The sequence below is a fragment of the Rahnella sp. EDr1-12 genome (genome assembly GCF_049206505.1).
Lineage (GTDB): Bacteria > Pseudomonadota > Gammaproteobacteria > Enterobacterales > Enterobacteriaceae > Rahnella > Rahnella rivi.
In genome coordinates this window covers 437485-452861 of sequence record NZ_JBLZNY010000001.1, presented here as the reverse complement: position 1 = coordinate 452861, position 15377 = coordinate 437485, and the positions used below count along the sequence as shown (strand labels likewise).

The window sequence follows — 15377 nt, the reverse complement described above, 5'->3', positions numbered from 1 at the left end:
TTCAGCGGTGATGAACGACAGCATCCTCAGCGTTGACCATCTGATGATGCATTTTGGCGGCATCAGGGCGCTCAATGACGTCAGCCTGGACGTTAAGCGCGGTTCGATCACCGCGTTAATCGGCCCGAACGGTGCCGGTAAAACCACGGTATTTAACTGCCTGACCGGTTTCTACAAAGCCACCGGCGGTTCCATTTCGCTGCACACCCGCCGGGGCGCGACCAATGTGATTCAGGTGCTCGGACAGAAATTCCAGCCCGACGACTGGATAAAACCGGCGCAGCTCGGCAAACGTATTTTCTACAAAATGTTTGGCGGCACGCATCTGGTTAACCGCGCCGGGCTGGCGCGTACTTTCCAGAATATCCGGCTGTTTCGGGAAATGTCGGTGGTCGAAAACCTGCTGGTGGCGCAGCACATGCAAACCAACCGCAATCTTATCGCCGGTGTTCTCAATACGCCGGGGTATCGCCGGGCAGAAAATCAGGCGCTGGATCGGGCATTTTACTGGCTTGAAGTGGTCGAGCTGGTGGACTGTGCCAACCGCCTGGCGGGGGAGATGTCTTACGGGCAGCAGCGACGGCTGGAGATTGCCCGCGCCATGTGTACCGCACCGGAAATGATCTGCCTAGACGAACCGGCCGCCGGGCTCAATCCGGTGGAAACGCGCACGCTGAGCAAAATCATCCGCTTCCTGCGCGACCACCACGGGATCACCGTGCTGCTGATTGAACACGACATGGGCATGGTGATGGAGATCTCAGACCACATTATTGTGCTCGACCATGGCGATGTGATTGCCGGAGGACCGCCGCAGGCGATTCAGAATAATGAGAAAGTCATTGCCGCATATCTGGGTGCTGATGAAGACGACGAGGTCAGCTTATGAGCGATGCAATGCTGGAGTTTCGTGACGTGGACGTTTTTTACGGTGCCATTCAGGCGCTGAAACAGGTGTCGCTGGAGGTCAGTCAGGGGGAAACCGTGGCGCTTATCGGCGCGAACGGCGCAGGGAAATCGACGCTGCTGATGTCGATTTTCGGGCAGCCGCGCATTCGCAGCGGGCAGATTTTATTTCGCGGCGAAGATATCAGCCGCAAATCCACGCACTTCGTGGCGGCAGCGGGCATTGCCCAGTCGCCGGAAGGGCGGCGGGTGTTTCCGGATATGACCGTCGAGGAGAACCTGCTGATGGGCACCATTCCCGTCGGCAATAAACACGCGGCTGAGGATTTGCAATCCATGTTTGATTTGTTTCCCCGCCTGAAAGAGCGACGCAGACAGCGGGCGATGACCATGTCCGGCGGCGAACAACAAATGCTGGCGATTGCGCGGGCGCTGATGAGTCGCCCGAAACTGTTGCTGCTCGATGAACCCAGTCTCGGGCTCGCGCCGATTATCGTGAAACAGATTTTTCAGATCCTGCGCGAACTGGCGAAAAACGGCATGACAATCTTTTTGGTGGAGCAGAATGCGCACCACGCACTGAAACTCTCCGATCGCGCCTACGTGATGGTCAACGGGCAGATCCGTCTGAGCGGCAGCGGCGAGGCTTTACTGGTCAACCCCGAGGTGCGAAAGGCTTACTTAGGCGGCGTGTAAAGGGTCATTTTGTTGCCCGTCGTGACGCCCGTGATGCCCGCATCGCGGGTTTTTTTTTAGCGTTTTTTTCCTGAATTTTTCTCATTTCAAACGCTCCCTCCACATTTCACTCATACTATTCCCGTATCATGCAATTCCTACAATTTAGTGAACGGCAGGTTACATCTTTGCGGTATCATGCAGAGATAAGCATCACGAATTTGTGAAAAAATGGTTTATTCGGATAAATCAGTGACATAAAACAGCATCAGGGCGTTGACCCCCGGATGTTCAACAGGCTATATAGCGCAACCCGTTTTTGGCACAAAATTTTCCTGTCTCAGGGATGAAGTGAATGACAAACGGGTCATTTACTCGATGAATTGAACCGTCGGCGCTGCTGGCAAACAGCAGACTCGTTCGTAGTGTTTATTTTTTTTAATCAGACAGGGCGCTAAAAATGGCTTCTGAGTGGCTTTCATTTGTTTTATTTCTTTCCTCTATCTATTTCTACGTCACACGGGCGTCGGCCGGTCGTATCTGGTTTTCGCTGGTGCTGTTCTTCTTAGGGCTTTACGTCATTCTGAACGTGATCCTGATTGGCAGTAATTATTTCACCGGTGAAGGCATCACCGATGCGGTGTTGTACACCGTGACCAGCAGCCTTAAAGGCGCCGGACTGAACAAATATATCCTGCCGTTCCTCGGCTTGCTGGCCGGGCTGGTCATCGTGTTCTGGCTGCTGGCCTGGGGCCTCAGGCAGCGCCGTGCAAAAAGCAGCAGCTGGGTTTACAGCGTGCTGGCCGTGATGCTGGCGGTGTTTTCCGTCGGCTCGACTCAGGCCTTCCAGAACATTTCCCGTCTGGTGAAAACGCAAATGTCCGGCAGTGGCGCGGATTTCGATACGTATTACAAAGTGCCGGTGAAAGCCGTGAAGGGCGAGAAAAAGCCTAATCTGGTCTATATCTATGGCGAAAGTCTGGAACGCACCTATTTCGATGAAAAGGTCTTCCCGGGGCTGACCACCGAATTAAGCCGTCACAAGGCGGAAAGCACGGATTTCACCAACACCCGCCAGTTGCCGGGCACCGGTTACACCATTGCCGGCATGGTCGCTTCACAATGCGGGATCCCGCTGTTCGCGCCGTTTGATGGCAACGCCTCCAGCGCGCTGGCGACCTTCTACCCTGAAAACGTCTGTCTGGGCGATGTGCTTAAAGGCGCGGGTTACACCAACTACTTCTATCAGGGGGCTGAACTGGCGTTTGCCGGGAAAGGCACATTCCTGAAATCCCACGGTTTTGACCACCTGTACGGCTACAATGAACTGCGTCCAACCGTTGCCGATCCGGCGTACAAAAATGACTGGGGCTGGTACGACGACACGCTGCTCGACGAGGTGTACAAGAAATTCATCGAACTGAGTAAAGCGGGTAAGCCATTCTCCCTGTTCACATTGACCGTGGATACGCACCACCCGGACGGTTTTATTTCCCGCGGCTGCACGCGCAAAGCCTATCCGGTCACCGGCAAACCGAATCAGTCTCTGAGCGCGGTGTCCTGTAGTCAGGAACTGATTGCGGCGTTTATCGATAAAATTAAAAAGTCGGGCTATTACGACAACACCCTGATTGTGGTGTCTTCCGATCATCTGGCGATGAACAACACCGCCTACAACATTCTGACCAAACAGAACCGCAAAGATCTGTTCTTCGTGCTCGATGGCCGCAAACCTGTGGGTGATCTGAATGCCGCGAAGCGCAGTACGCTGGATAACGGTGCCACCGTGCTGGATATGATGGGCGGTGACAACTTCATCGGGCTCGGACGCAGCGGGATTTCTGCGACATCAATGACCGAGCAGTTCCTCAATATCGATGACAAAGTCAACGCCTGGAAACCGGCGGTCATTAAACAGTGGGGCTTCCCGAACAGCATCAAAAATTACACCGTCAGTAACAAGGAAAACAGTTTCACGTTCTCCGGTATGACCATCAAAACGCCGTTCATTTTGAAAGTCACCAGTGACAAGATCGAACCGATGTTTGACGTCTATTTATCCACGCCGCTGAAAAAACAGCTGTCCACGCTGTCCACCAGCGACAACTTTGTCTGGGTCGATAAATGCTACGAAATGGGCCGCGTCTGGGCACCTGAATTGGCGCTCAATACTGGCCTTTGCGTGGCTTCCGGCAACCTCGGAGCACGCCCGGGCATCGTGCAGGCAACGGGCGATACCTTTAAAGGCAAGGTGGATTTTGTGAAGGATACGTCCGGCAGCAACGCGATTTATCAGCAGACGGTAAAAATGCTGAACGTGGATGATGCCGATACCACCTATAAATCTGAGGCGATAGCCTTCATGCTGCCGGGGATGCCGGAGCAGGTGAAAGCCATTACCGGTATTTCTGCGCTGGAAAACTGGGGCCGCTGGTCAGACGCTAATCTGGCGCCGTCGGTGAAAATTGATTACGTCAAACCTCTGCCGACCACCTTTGACGTGGTGATCCGCGCCAGAGCCTATGGCAATAACATTGATAAACCGGTGTCTGTGCGCGTCGGCGATCAGGAGCAGTTTGCTTCCTTTGGCGATAAAGACGGAACGGTGAAATTGCAGTTTACCAACCCCGGTGCGGCGCAAAGTATTGTTATCACACCACCGTCACCGACAGAACCGACCGAGGGCACCAGCGGCGGATTCCTGCCGCGTAAACTCGGTATCGGTATGGTGTCGCTGGAGGTTCAGCCGGTCGATCCGCAGTCATAACGCCTCAGTCATCAGGACAAAAACCCGCTGCGGCGGGTTTTTTATTGGCCGTCATCTTGGCGCAAAATCCTTATCGTTTTTATCGCTTTACTATGCCATTTTACATATTCAATTCAGGAATATGTATCTCTTAAACAATATTATAAAGAAATAAGCCGATCGGTATACTCGCCAAATTCCTGCACAAAATCACAGCCATGTGCAGGCCTCTCATCAATACTTTTGGGGATAACCGATGCAGACAACATTCAACAAAACCAAGACCCGCGTTAACCGTGCATTTTTACTGGCAGCGACGTCTGCTGTCATGATTTCAAGCGGCATTCTTGCTCCGCTTTCTTTGGCGCAGGCGGCGGATAAAACCACCATTAAAGTCGGCATCATCAGCGGCGAAGACGAAGATGTCTGGCGCGAAGTGGTGAAGCAGGCGGCCGCGAAAGGGCTGACCGTGAAACCGGTGGTCTTCAATGATTACAACCAGCCTAACGAAGCGCTGCAAAACGGCGAAGTGGACGCCAATGCCTTCCAGCATCAGCCATTCCTCGATAATCAGATCAAAGTAAATCATTACGATATCGTGCGCGTGGGTTACACCGCTGTGTGGCCGATTGGCCTGTATTCTAAAAAAGTGAAAACGGCTGATGAGCTGAAAGAAGGCGCGGTGATCGGCGTTCCAAACGATCCGGCTAACGAAGCGCGTGGTCTGATCCTGTTACAACAGTCCGGCGTGATTAAACTGAAACCGGGCGCGGGTATTTTCGCGACCACCGCAGACATCATTGAGAACCCGCGTCACGTCACCATCAAAGAACTGGATTCCGGCATTATCGGCCGCTCGGTTCCGGATCTGGACGCGGCAATCGTCAACACTGACTGGGCGCTGAAAAGCGGCCTGACGGCGGCTGACCGTATCGCGCAGGAGCCGGTAAAAGGCAATCCTTATAACAACTTCATTGCAGTAAAAACAGAGAACGCCAATGCGCCGTGGGTGAAAACATTAGTTGCCGCCTACCAGAACGACGACGTGAAAAAAGTGTTTGATAAGGTCTATAAAGGCACCGGCGTCACGGCCTGGTAAGGATGTAAAGCATGACGATTATCTCTGAGATCGACGCGCATTTTACCGGTTCTTCCGCCGATGAACATTACGCCGGGGAAGCGCAGGTGAATGCGTTCGTAAGAGCTGAACGGACAGGCGCGGCTGAACATGCTGAAGACGTGGTGCAACTGCACCGCGTCAACCGCCGTTTCGCAAACACGCAGGCCCTCAAGGATGTGTCGTTAACCGTCAGACGGGGAGAGATCCTCGGCCTTATCGGTCGCAGCGGGGCAGGGAAATCGACCCTGATCCGCTGCCTTAACGGACTGGAACAACCTGATGATGGCGTGATCAAAATCGAAGGACACACCATCACCGGCCTTAGCGAAAAAGCGTTGCAGTCGGTGCGCAGCCGCGTCGGGATGGTGTTTCAGCACTTTAATTTACTGTCGGCCAAAACGGTTGAGCAAAACGTCGCGCTGCCACTGAAAATTGCCGGTTACGACAAAGCACGCCGCCAGGCGCGGGTCGCCGAATTACTGGCACTGGTCGGGCTGGAAGATAAAGCCAAAAACTATCCGGCGGCGTTGTCCGGCGGGCAAAAACAGCGTGTCGGTATTGCCCGTGCGCTGGCCGCCAACCCGGCATTATTACTCTGCGATGAAGCCACCTCGGCACTCGATCCGGAAACCACGCGATCCATTCTGGCGCTGCTGCAATCCCTTAATCAAAAACTCGGCATCACCATTTTGCTGATCACCCATGAGATGGAAGTGATCAAAAAAATCGCCCACAGGGTGGCGGTGATTAACGCCGGGGAAATCATTGAGGAAGGGCCGGTCTGGCAGGTGTTTGCTCATCCGCAATCTCAGCTGACGCGCACGCTTTTACAGGGATTACTGCCCCAGTTGCCGGAAGCGCTGGCCGAACAGCTTTCGCCGGTACGTCAGGGCGAGGCGATTTACAGCGTGCACTATGCCGGGCAAGGCCGTCAGGGCGAGATCCTCACACTGATGGCGGCGGAACTGCCGGGGCAATTCCGTCTGATTCAGGGCGGCGTCGACCATATTCAGCATTACGCCGTGGTGCGTTTTTTCTTCTCTGTCCCGGTTGATAATCCGGCGTCAGAGCAGGCTGTTTTACACTGGCTGCACCAGCACCAGGCAACCGTGGAGCTGACAGGCTATGTCTCCAGTAATGCTTGATTTATTGATTAACGCTGTCGAAGAAACACTGCTGATGACCGCCATCTCCGGGCTGTTCTCACTGATTGCCGGTTTGCCACTTGGTCTGATTCTGGTGATGAGCAGCCCTGGCGGCATTGCCGAAAACCGCTGGGTCAACCGCTCGCTGGGGCTGGTCATCAACGGTTTCCGCTCACTGCCTTTCATCATTTTGCTGGTGGCATTGATCCCCGTAACGCGCTTTCTGGTCGGCACGTCGCTCGGCACCTGGGCAGCCATTGTGCCGCTCTCCATTACGGCGACACCGTATTTTGCCCGCGTTGCCGAAGTCTCTCTGCGCGATGTCGATCGTGGCCTGATTGACGCCGTTCGCGCGATGGGCGCCAGTAAACTGCGCATCGTCTGGGACGTGCTGATCCCGGAAGCCTTGCCCGGTATTTTATCCGGGTTCGTGGTGACGCTGGTGGCGCTGATTGGGGCTTCGGCGATGGCGGGGGCTATCGGCGCAGGCGGGTTGGGCGATCTGGCAATCCGTTACGGCTATCAGCGTTTTGAAACGGTGGTGATGATTGAAGTGATTGTGGTGCTGATTGTCATGGTCTGCGGCATTCAGTGGCTGGGCGATCGCATCGTGGCACGCGTCGATAAACGCCATTAAAAAAGCCGGTCGTCTGTGAATGGCGACCGGCCCGTTCCGTCATTACATTTCGCTGCGTGAGCGCCAGCGTTCACGCGCCATAAACCCTTTCACACCGATATCCAGGAACGGGCGCGGCGGCAGATAACTGGCGCGTCCGACCGTATGCATATCGGCCAGGAGCGGGTGATCTTCTCCCGCCGCATGATCCGCCAGCAACCGGCCAAAGGCGCTCTGCTTTGAGCTGCCGGAGCCGTTGCATCCCGCCGAAGAATAGACATTCTCCGACAGATTCCCCCACACCGGCGCACCGTTGCGCGTAATGCTGATCAACCCCGACCACGTATAGGCCATATTGACGTCCTGCAACTGCGGATAAATGCGGGCGAACAGTTCCTGATGGCGTCGCGCATGGCGGCCGGTTTCTACCGCACCGGTCACCAGACCCGGCGTGAAATTAACATGCTCGCGGATCAGGAAACGATGATCGGCGGTATAGCGCAGCGTCGCGCCCGCCAGCGCATTCACCGGTGTTGAGCCCCAGGGTGAAATATCCCCGATCCGCTGGCGTTGTTCCGGCGTCAGCGGTTGAGTGAGGGTGGCAAACGTCGACATGGCAAACACGTTGCCTTTAAACAAGGGTAATCCGCGTGCCGCGCCATTAATCGCCAGCATCAGTTTGCGTGCCCGGACTTCTCCATGCGGGGTTTCAGCCCGGATCGCGCCCTGTGTATCAATCTGCAACGCCGGAGAATTGGCATAGACGGTAACGTTCGGGGGCAGGGTCGCCACCAGTCCGCTGATAAGCGCAGCCGGATTCACCAGAATGCAGTTGGGCGTATATACCGCACTGCGATAAAAACCAGTGCCCAGACGCTGTTTCAGCGCTGCGTTATCCAGCCGTTCAAAACGTTCGCCCAGCGTGGTGAGTTCGTCCTGATAGTGCGCGATGTCATCATCAAATTGTTCGCTCACCGCGCAGTGATATTTCCCGGCGTTCTGCCAGTCGCATTCAATACCGTGCTGATCGACGGTTTCTTTCAAATGCGCAAGACCAAACTGTAAAAGACGGCGGTAAGTCTGCGCCTGCTCGAGCTCTGCGGAGGTGCTGCCAACCGTGTGCGGCAGGTCAATCACGAAACCGGAGTTACGCGCAGAGGCGTTATCCGCGACATCCAGCGCTTCGAGCACGACAACGTGTTCATGCGGGCGAAGCTCCGCAATACGGCGGGCAAACGCCAGCCCGGCAAACCCTGCGCCAATCACCAGCCAGTCAGCGGTTACTTTACCGTGCAACGCCGGATGGCGGGGCGTGTTACCGCGCACGGCAGCCCAGCCATTAATATTCTGATCAAGAGGTAAATGTTTAATTTTCATCGTTATGTGAGGTCGTTATCCCAGGTGGTTCGATCCTAATGGATAGACGTATAGATGTCTAATGCGGATTAGACATAACGATATAGGGGGCAGTAAGGGCCGGTTAAAATTAGGACAAAGTGAACGAAAATCAGGCAGGGTTAACTTGATAGAATGCGCGCGGGTGCTTGAGGCTTATCTGGCTTGAGCAGCGTTGTAAAAGACATAATAGTTGTTCAAGGCATAATAAGAAGAAAGCCCCGAGGAGATTTTTCAATCAACCCGAGGCTATCACTTCATGCCTAGACAACATGAGGATAGCCTCTTAAAAGCAGAAATGCAACGGAGGGCAAGATGTCGCGAAAGCTTGTGTTACACGGACTCATCGTGGTTTGTTTCACATTGCTGGCCTGGACCTGGATGGTGCGTGATTCGCTGTGCGAATTGCATATTAAGCAGGGGAAAACAGAAATTGCGGCAGTCTTAAGCTACGAAATTAAGAGCTAACCGTAAGGTGGGGTTCGCCCCACCTTTTTGGTTGTTGTCGACGTATGTTGGCCTCAGGCACCCATTCTTTAACATTACCCTGCCTATTCTGGAAGCTGTATTCCGTATTGGAAACGTCCCACTTGTGAATCACTCCCGGCATCGCAATATGAAAGAATTGCGCATCCAAAGTAAGGGCGATCCCCTTCGGGCGTTTTATGCTTTTGATCCTTTGCGCAGAGGTATTTTACTTTGCGCGGGAAACAAAGTGGGTAATGAAAAACGATTTTATGAAGTCATGATACCGGTCGCCGACAATGAATTTACACGGCACCTGAATACGATAAAAGAAAAGGAATTGCCTTAATGAGCAGAACTCTTGAACAGCTACTGGCATCCGTAAAACCTGAAGTTGCTGCACAAGCGCAGGCGATGGCCGTTGATATTTTGATTACCCTTGAGCTGGCCGAACTGCGTGAAAGAATGAATAAAACACAATGTGAGATGGCTGAAGCGTTGGGCATTAAACAGCCTACGGTTGCCGGTATGGAAAAGCCGGGCCGTGACCTGAAATTGTCGACGTTGAAACGTTATGTTGAAGCAGCAGGTGGCAAGTTGCGCCTGGAAATCGATTTGCCGGATGGCACTCATTTTGAATTTGCGATGTAACCGCATGGCCTGACCTGCACGAATTCGTGCACATAATCAGAATGCAAAAAGCCCGCTTAAGTTTCCTTAAGCGGGCTTTTCTAATTTGGCTCCTCTGACTGGACTCGAACCAGTGACATACGGATTAACAGTCCGCCGTTCTACCGACTGAACTACAGAGGAATCGTTTGAACGGGGCGAATAATAACGACTGCCCGTGGGCATGTCAAAGGGTTAACGAAAAAAGATGACCGACTGCTTTCTTAACATCCAACCTGTTGACTATTAAGACAAAGTGATTGATTCCTCGTCCTCAAAACGCCTTATCTGCCTCTGCGTGCGCGGAGGATGCACTAAAAGTACACACAAGCTGCCTGTTTGTTGTGCACCTCTCGCTCATCCGGCGGTTCTGTAAAAGGACCAGGCCGGGTTTTTAGCGACTTTCCGGCCTGAACGCCCCCTGATTCAAGATCTGCTGCACAAATTTCGCTCATTTCTCGGGGTTGGCACACCCCGTGCATTGTTATTTAACTAACAAGAGCTAGTTTTATGACAATAAAGCAACACGGAGTTAACCAATGCAGCCAGCGCAGGATGTGATTGAACAAATCGAAGCCTCGTTCGCCGTGCAGACGCCAACCGGCAAGCGCATCGCCAGTTATCTGCTGGCAAATCTGGCGCAGATCCCGTTTGAGACGGCGGACAGCATCGCGCGCAGCGCAGCGACCAGCGGCATTTCCGTCGGGCGTTATCTGCGCAGCCTGGGCTATCGCAATCTGGATCACTTCAAGCAAACGCTGCGCCTGCAAAGCGGCACCGCCTATCAGCCGTGGGTGGTGACCGACCGCCTTGGCGCGTATCGCGAGCGCAGCAAACAGCCGCAGCAGGAAAAGCTCCGGCAGTCACTGACGCTCGAACTTGAAGCCATCAATCATGTGTATCAGCTGGCACAGAGCGACAGCTTTGCGCAGATCAGCCGGCGTCTGGCTGATGCGGAGGCCGTATTCATTCTCGGGATCCAATCCGTGCGCGGCATTGCCAACAATTTCTCCAGTTATCTCGAATACTTACGCCCGAAAGTCTATTTCGCCGACGGCCTTTCCGGCACCTATGTTGAATCGCTGAATTCGGAATTCGCGCAGCCTTATCTGGTGGTCACCGACACCCGAGCGTATTCAAAAATGGCGCAAACCTATTGCGAAGCGGCCTGCGAACGCGGGCTGAATGTCGCGCTGATCACCGACATTTACTGCCCGTGGGCGCGCGATTATCCGGTGGATTTGTTGCAGGTGAAAACCGACACCGGCCAGTTCTGGGATTCGATGGCGCCACTCAGTTGCCTGTTCAACCTGCTGTGTTCGGCGGTGCTCGAACTGCGCGGTAACGACGTGGAGCAGCGTCTGGCGAATAACCGGATTTTACAAAAACAGCTTGGACAATTTGAATCCTAACCTTCACACCAGCGGACAGATTTATTGATGAACACGAAAACACCTGATATCGCCCTGATCGATCTGGCAGAGGTTTTACCCGATGCCGTCATCGACCTGAAATATGCCACGGCAGATAACCTGACCGGTCAGCCGATTTATCGCGAATCGCGCTGCCTGTTACACCCTGATGCCGCTGCTGCACTGGTGCGCTGTAACCAGGTGGCAAAACTGGCCGGCTTTACCCTGAAAATTTACGACGCTTACCGGCCACAGGCTGCGCAGGCCTGTTTGTGGGCGGCCTTTCCAAACCCGGATTATGTGGTGGATATCAGACTCGGTTCGCACCACAGCCGCGGGGTGGCGGTGGATCTGACTCTGCTGGATGAGCAGGGCAATGTGGTGGATATGGGCGCGGGCTTTGATGAAATGACCGAAATCTCGCACCCGTTTTATCCGGATTTACCGCCGCACATTCAGCGTAACCGCCTGTTGCTTAACGCAGTGATGGCGGCGGGCGGCTTTAAAGGTATCACCAGCGAGTGGTGGCACTTTGAATTACCGGATGCCAAAACGTATCCGTTGTTGGAAGAGCGGTTCGGCTGCTTTCCGCCGGTGAATGCCGCGTAATCATTGCACGTCTCTTATCACTTTTTGACAGAGCCAGGAGTTCTCCGATGAGCAACACAGCAATCAACACGTTTCGCAAAAATACAAAGACACAGATCGCCGGTGCCATTTTTCTGGCCTTGTCAGGCTTAAGTTTTACCGCCCAGGCCGCCGTGCCGAAAGACATGCTGGTGATTGGTAAAGCGGCGGATCCGCAAACGCTGGATCCGGCGGTGACCATTGACAACAACGACTGGACGGTGACCTATCCGGCCTATCAGCGTCTGGTGCAGTACAAAACCGAAGACGGTAAAGGCTCAACGCAGGTGGAAGGCGATCTGGCGGCAAGCTGGACGGCTTCACCCGATCAACTGGTCTGGACCTTTAAACTCAAGCCCGGCGCCAAATTTGACGATGGCACCGACGTCAATGCCGACGCGGTGAAATGGTCCTTTGAGCGTCTGATGAAAATCGGTCAGGGTCCGTCGGAAGCTTTCCCGAAAGATATGACGGTGACGGTGGTGGATCCGATGACGGTCACCTTTACGCTGAAAACGCCGTTCGCGCCATTCCTCTACACGCTGGCTAATGACGGCGCAGGCATCGTCAACCCGGCGATTGCCAAAGCCAATCCTGCCGACGAAGGTAAGGCGTGGCTGGCCGGTCATACTGCCGGTTCCGGCCCTTACAAGCTGGATCGCTGGCAGAAAGGTCAGCAACTGGTGCTGGTACCGAACCCGCACTACAACGGCGCGAAACCGGCGTTCAAACGCGTGACCGTGAAAATTATCGGTGAAAGCGCCACCCGCCGCCTGCAGCTGTCGCGTGGCGATCTGGATATCGCCGATTCCCTGCCGATGGATCAGCTGGCGGCACTGAAGAAAGAGGGCAACGTTGCTGTCGAGGAATTCCCGTCGCTGCGCGTAACCTATCTCTATCTCAATAATGCCAAAACGCCGCTCAATCAGGTGGATTTACGCCGTGCGATTTCCTCAGCCGTGGATTATCAGGGCATGGTGAAAGGCATTCTCGGTGGCAATGCCAAACAGATGCGCGGGCCAATTTCTGAGGGCATGTGGGGCTTCGACCCGACGGCGAAGCAATACACCTTAGATCTGACGCAGGCCAAATCTGATCTGGAGAAAGTCAAAGAGAAACCGAAGACGCTGGATTTCCTGTATTCCGATAACGATCCGAACTGGGAATCTATCGCGCTTGCCGTGCAGGCGAGCCTCGGTCAGGCCGGTATCAGCGTGAAGCTGGAAAAACTGGCAAATGCCACCATGCGCGATCGCATCGGGCAGGGCGATTACGACATCTCCATCGGTAACTGGAGCCCGGATTTCGCTGACCCGTACATGTTCATGAACTACTGGTTCGAGTCCGATAAAAAAGGCCTGCCGGGTAACCGTTCTTTCTACGCTAACCCTGAGGTCGATGCCTTACTGAAAAAAGCGGTGTCGGTGACCGATCAGAAAGAGCGTACCGGTTACTACCAGCAGGCGCAGAAAATCGTTATCGACGAAGCGGCGTACGTTTACCTGTTCCAGAAAAACTATCAGGTGGCGATGAACAAAGACGTGAAAGGCTTTGTTTTCAACCCGATGCTGGAGCAGGTGTTCAACGTGGGGCAAATGCACAAGTAACAGCGGCATCATTCACGAAAGCCCCTTTCAGGATCTGAAGGGGGTTTTACGGGGAAAACACTATGACTTTTTGGACGTTGATCCGCCAGCGCTGCTGGGGCCTGATACTGGTGATGGCGGGCGTTTGCGTGATCACTTTTATCATTTCGCACATGATCCCCGGTGATCCGGCGCGGTTACTGGCGGGCGATCGCGCAAGTAATGAAATGGTCGAACATATCCGTGAACAGCTCGGGCTGAACCAGCCGCTGTATGTACAGTTTTTCCGTTATGTCAGTGATTTGCTGCACGGTGATTTGGGCACGTCGATCCGTACCGGACGTCCGGTGCTGGAAGACCTGAAAGCCTTCTTCCCGGCGACGCTGGAGCTGGCGGTCAGCGCCCTGTTTCTGGCGATTGTGCTTGGCATTCCGCTGGGCGTGTTGTCGGCGGTATACCAGAATAAATTTCCCGATCATCTGGTGCGTTTGCTTTCCGTACTGGGCATTTCCACGCCTGCATTCTGGCTGGGGCTGGGCGTCATCATCCTGTTTTACGGCCATCTGAACCTGCTGCCGGGCGGCGGAAGGCTCGACGACTGGCTGGATCCTCCGGCTGATATCACCGGTTTTTATGTGCTCGACTCCCTGCTGACCGGCAACTGGGAGACGTTCTGGAACAGTCTGCAACACCTGGCGATGCCTGCGCTGACGCTGGCGTTCGTCCATATGGGCATCGTGGCGCGGCAAATTCGTTCGGCGATGCTGGAGCAACTGAATGAAGATTATATCCGCACGGCGCGTGCCAACGGGCTTTCGCGCTGGCGGGTGATCCTCAGCCACGCCTTGCCGAACGCGCTGATCCCGTCGGTAACGGTGCTCGGGCTGGCGATGGGCGATTTACTCTACGGCGCGGTGCTGACCGAAACCGTTTTTGCCTGGCCGGGCATGGGCGCGTACGTGGTGAATTCGATTCAGGCGCTGGATTTCCCGGCGGTAATGGGCTTTGCGGTGGTGGTGTCGTTTGCGTACGTCATCGTCAATTTGTGTGTGGATTTACTGTATGTGTGGATCGATCCGCGCATTGGCCGTGAGGGGTGAGGCATGTCTGTGATTGAACCGGGCGTCAATAATCACCGGGCCGATATTGTGGCACCGGACGTCAAACCGCGTTTCGCCAGCTGGCGGCGCACATTCCATCTGCTGAGCCGCAGCCCGCTGACCCTGCTCGGGCTGGCGATCATGCTGATCGTGCTTTTCATCATGATTTTCTCGCCGTGGCTGGTACCGCACGACCCGAACGCCATCAGCCTGACCGACCGGCTACAGGCACCTTCCGCGCTGCACTGGTTTGGCACGGATGAAGTCGGGCGCGATCTGTTCAGCCGCGTGTTGATTGGCAGCCAGCAGTCGGTGGCGGCAGGGCTGGCGGTGGTGATTATCGCGGGCAGCATTGGCTCGTTGCTCGGCTGTTTTTCCGGCGTGGTCGGCGGTCTGGTGGATGCGCTGATCATGCGCTGCATGGACATCATGCTCTCGGTGCCGTCGCTGGTATTAACCATGGCGCTGGCCGCCGCGCTCGGGCCCAGTCTGTTTAACGCCATGCTGGCGATTGCCGTGGTGCGCATCCCGTTTTATGTGCGGCTGGCGCGCGGGCAAACGCTGATGCTGCGTCATCAGGCATATATGCAGGCCACGCGCACATTCGGCGCGTCGCGCTGGCATCTGATTACCTGGCACGTTTTACGCAACGTTATGCCGCCGCTGGTGGTGCAGGCTTCACTGGATATCGGCACCTCGATTCTGATGGCGGCGACGCTCGGCTTTATCGGCCTCGGTGCGCAGCAACCGACCGCAGAATGGGGCGCGATGGTGTCTAACGGCCGTAATTATATTCTCGATCAGTGGTGGTATTCGGCATTCCCCGGCGTGGCAATCCTGATCACCGCCACCGGTTTTAACCTGTTCGGCGACGGTCTGCGCGACCTGCTCGATCCGAAAAGCAGAGGGCGCTGA

14 protein-coding genes, 1 tRNA gene and 1 pseudogene are annotated in these 15377 nt (G+C 54.9%); 14 read left to right on the top strand and 2 right to left on the bottom strand.

The features are described 5' to 3' along the window. The first annotated feature begins 10 nt into the window (after nt 1–10). The 6 genes from ACO0U8_RS01950 (at nt 11) to ACO0U8_RS01925 (ending at nt 7229) form a co-directional block, all read left to right on the top strand. The gene (locus ACO0U8_RS01950; protein ID WP_156362048.1) at nt 11–889 is read left to right on the top strand and encodes an ATP-binding cassette domain-containing protein; all 879 of its coding nucleotides are present in this window, start codon (nt 11–13) and stop codon (nt 887–889) included. After that, a complete protein-coding gene (locus tag ACO0U8_RS01945; RefSeq protein WP_056780926.1) occupies nt 886–1602 on the top strand; it encodes an ABC transporter ATP-binding protein in 717 nt (238 codons plus the stop codon). The genes ACO0U8_RS01950 and ACO0U8_RS01945 overlap by 4 nt, the downstream gene beginning before the upstream one ends. A 439-nt stretch (nt 1603–2041) precedes the next feature. Further along, nucleotides 2042–4348, top strand: coding sequence for a phosphatidylglycerol--membrane-oligosaccharide glycerophosphotransferase (opgB, locus tag ACO0U8_RS01940; RefSeq protein ID WP_421670172.1), 2307 nt, complete (start codon nt 2042–2044; stop codon nt 4346–4348). Between the two features lie 235 nt (nt 4349–4583). Next, nucleotides 4584–5426 (top strand): MetQ/NlpA family ABC transporter substrate-binding protein, encoded by an 843-nt coding sequence (locus tag ACO0U8_RS01935; protein WP_056780923.1) that lies wholly within the window; start codon nt 4584–4586, stop codon nt 5424–5426. An 11-nt stretch (nt 5427–5437) separates the two neighbouring features. Next, nucleotides 5438–6592, top strand: a complete 1155-nt coding sequence (locus tag ACO0U8_RS01930; protein WP_421670171.1) for a methionine ABC transporter ATP-binding protein — start codon at nt 5438–5440, stop codon at nt 6590–6592. Next, complete coding sequence (locus ACO0U8_RS01925; protein ID WP_056780917.1) at nt 6573–7229, top strand: methionine ABC transporter permease; 657 nt, start codon at nt 6573–6575, stop codon at nt 7227–7229. The genes ACO0U8_RS01930 and ACO0U8_RS01925 overlap by 20 nt, the downstream gene beginning before the upstream one ends. Nucleotides 7230–7271: 42 nt before the next feature. Here the strand turns inward: ACO0U8_RS01925 and ACO0U8_RS01920 are convergent, their stop codons facing one another. Next, entirely contained in the window at nt 7272–8585 is a 1314-nt protein-coding gene (locus tag ACO0U8_RS01920; protein ID WP_421670170.1) for an NAD(P)/FAD-dependent oxidoreductase, read from the bottom strand. Nucleotides 8586–8918: 333 nt separating this feature from the next. Here ACO0U8_RS01920 and ACO0U8_RS01915 point away from each other — a divergent pair, with 333 nt between their 5' ends. From ACO0U8_RS01915 to ACO0U8_RS01905, 3 genes and pseudogenes are all read left to right on the top strand, one after another. After that, complete coding sequence (locus ACO0U8_RS01915) at nt 8919–9071, top strand: Hok/Gef family protein (protein WP_072158177.1); 153 nt, start codon at nt 8919–8921, stop codon at nt 9069–9071. A 124-nt stretch (nt 9072–9195) separates the two neighbouring features. Then, a pseudogene (locus ACO0U8_RS01910) lies at nt 9196–9417 on the top strand (type II toxin-antitoxin system RelE/ParE family toxin); the annotation flags it as partial. Continuing rightward, a complete protein-coding gene (locus tag ACO0U8_RS01905) occupies nt 9417–9719 on the top strand; it encodes a helix-turn-helix domain-containing protein (RefSeq protein WP_390975206.1) in 303 nt (100 codons plus the stop codon). The pseudogene ACO0U8_RS01910 and the gene ACO0U8_RS01905, both read left to right, overlap by 1 nt. 86 nt (nt 9720–9805) lie before the next feature. Here ACO0U8_RS01905 and ACO0U8_RS01900 read toward each other — a convergent pair. Beyond that, a tRNA-Asn gene (locus ACO0U8_RS01900) sits at nt 9806–9881 on the bottom strand. Between the two features lie 395 nt (nt 9882–10276). Here ACO0U8_RS01900 and ACO0U8_RS01895 point away from each other — a divergent pair. The 5 genes from ACO0U8_RS01895 (at nt 10277) to ddpC (ending at nt 15377) form a co-directional block, all read left to right on the top strand. After that, nucleotides 10277–11149 (top strand): MurR/RpiR family transcriptional regulator, encoded by an 873-nt coding sequence (locus ACO0U8_RS01895; RefSeq protein WP_056780909.1) that lies wholly within the window; start codon nt 10277–10279, stop codon nt 11147–11149. 27 nt (nt 11150–11176) lie between these two features. Beyond that, on the top strand, nt 11177–11758 hold the full coding sequence (gene ddpX / locus ACO0U8_RS01890; protein ID WP_421670169.1) for a D-alanyl-D-alanine dipeptidase: 582 nt from the start codon (nt 11177–11179) through the stop codon (nt 11756–11758). Between the two features lie 47 nt (nt 11759–11805). After that, the gene (locus ACO0U8_RS01885; protein WP_421670168.1) at nt 11806–13383 is read left to right on the top strand and encodes an ABC transporter substrate-binding protein; all 1578 of its coding nucleotides are present in this window, start codon (nt 11806–11808) and stop codon (nt 13381–13383) included. A 62-nt stretch (nt 13384–13445) separates the two neighbouring features. Further along, nucleotides 13446–14462 carry an ABC transporter permease gene (locus ACO0U8_RS01880; protein WP_122095541.1) on the top strand — a complete coding sequence of 339 codons (1017 nt, stop codon included), beginning with the start codon at nt 13446–13448 and terminating at the stop codon, nt 14460–14462. A gap of 3 nt (nt 14463–14465) precedes the next feature. Beyond that, nucleotides 14466–15377 (top strand): D,D-dipeptide ABC transporter permease, encoded by a 912-nt coding sequence (gene ddpC / locus ACO0U8_RS01875; RefSeq protein WP_056780896.1) that lies wholly within the window; start codon nt 14466–14468, stop codon nt 15375–15377.

Coding starts and splice junctions, on each gene's coding strand:
- ACO0U8_RS01935 (WP_056780923.1), top strand. CDS start 4,584: ATGCAGACAACATTCAACAAAACCAAGACCCGCGTTAACCGTGCATTT.
- ACO0U8_RS01945 (WP_056780926.1), top strand. CDS start 886: ATGAGCGATGCAATGCTGGAGTTTCGTGACGTGGACGTTTTTTACGGT.
- ACO0U8_RS01950 (WP_156362048.1), top strand. CDS start 11: ATGAACGACAGCATCCTCAGCGTTGACCATCTGATGATGCATTTTGGC.
- ACO0U8_RS01885 (WP_421670168.1), top strand. CDS start 11,806: ATGAGCAACACAGCAATCAACACGTTTCGCAAAAATACAAAGACACAG.
- ACO0U8_RS01920 (WP_421670170.1), bottom strand. CDS start 8,585: ATGAAAATTAAACATTTACCTCTTGATCAGAATATTAATGGCTGGGCT.
- ACO0U8_RS01880 (WP_122095541.1), top strand. CDS start 13,446: ATGACTTTTTGGACGTTGATCCGCCAGCGCTGCTGGGGCCTGATACTG.
- ddpC (WP_056780896.1), top strand. CDS start 14,466: ATGTCTGTGATTGAACCGGGCGTCAATAATCACCGGGCCGATATTGTG.
- opgB (WP_421670172.1), top strand. CDS start 2,042: ATGGCTTCTGAGTGGCTTTCATTTGTTTTATTTCTTTCCTCTATCTAT.
- ACO0U8_RS01915 (WP_072158177.1), top strand. CDS start 8,919: ATGTCGCGAAAGCTTGTGTTACACGGACTCATCGTGGTTTGTTTCACA.
- ACO0U8_RS01895 (WP_056780909.1), top strand. CDS start 10,277: ATGCAGCCAGCGCAGGATGTGATTGAACAAATCGAAGCCTCGTTCGCC.
- ddpX (WP_421670169.1), top strand. CDS start 11,177: ATGAACACGAAAACACCTGATATCGCCCTGATCGATCTGGCAGAGGTT.
- ACO0U8_RS01905 (WP_390975206.1), top strand. CDS start 9,417: ATGAGCAGAACTCTTGAACAGCTACTGGCATCCGTAAAACCTGAAGTT.
- ACO0U8_RS01930 (WP_421670171.1), top strand. CDS start 5,438: ATGACGATTATCTCTGAGATCGACGCGCATTTTACCGGTTCTTCCGCC.
- ACO0U8_RS01925 (WP_056780917.1), top strand. CDS start 6,573: ATGTCTCCAGTAATGCTTGATTTATTGATTAACGCTGTCGAAGAAACA.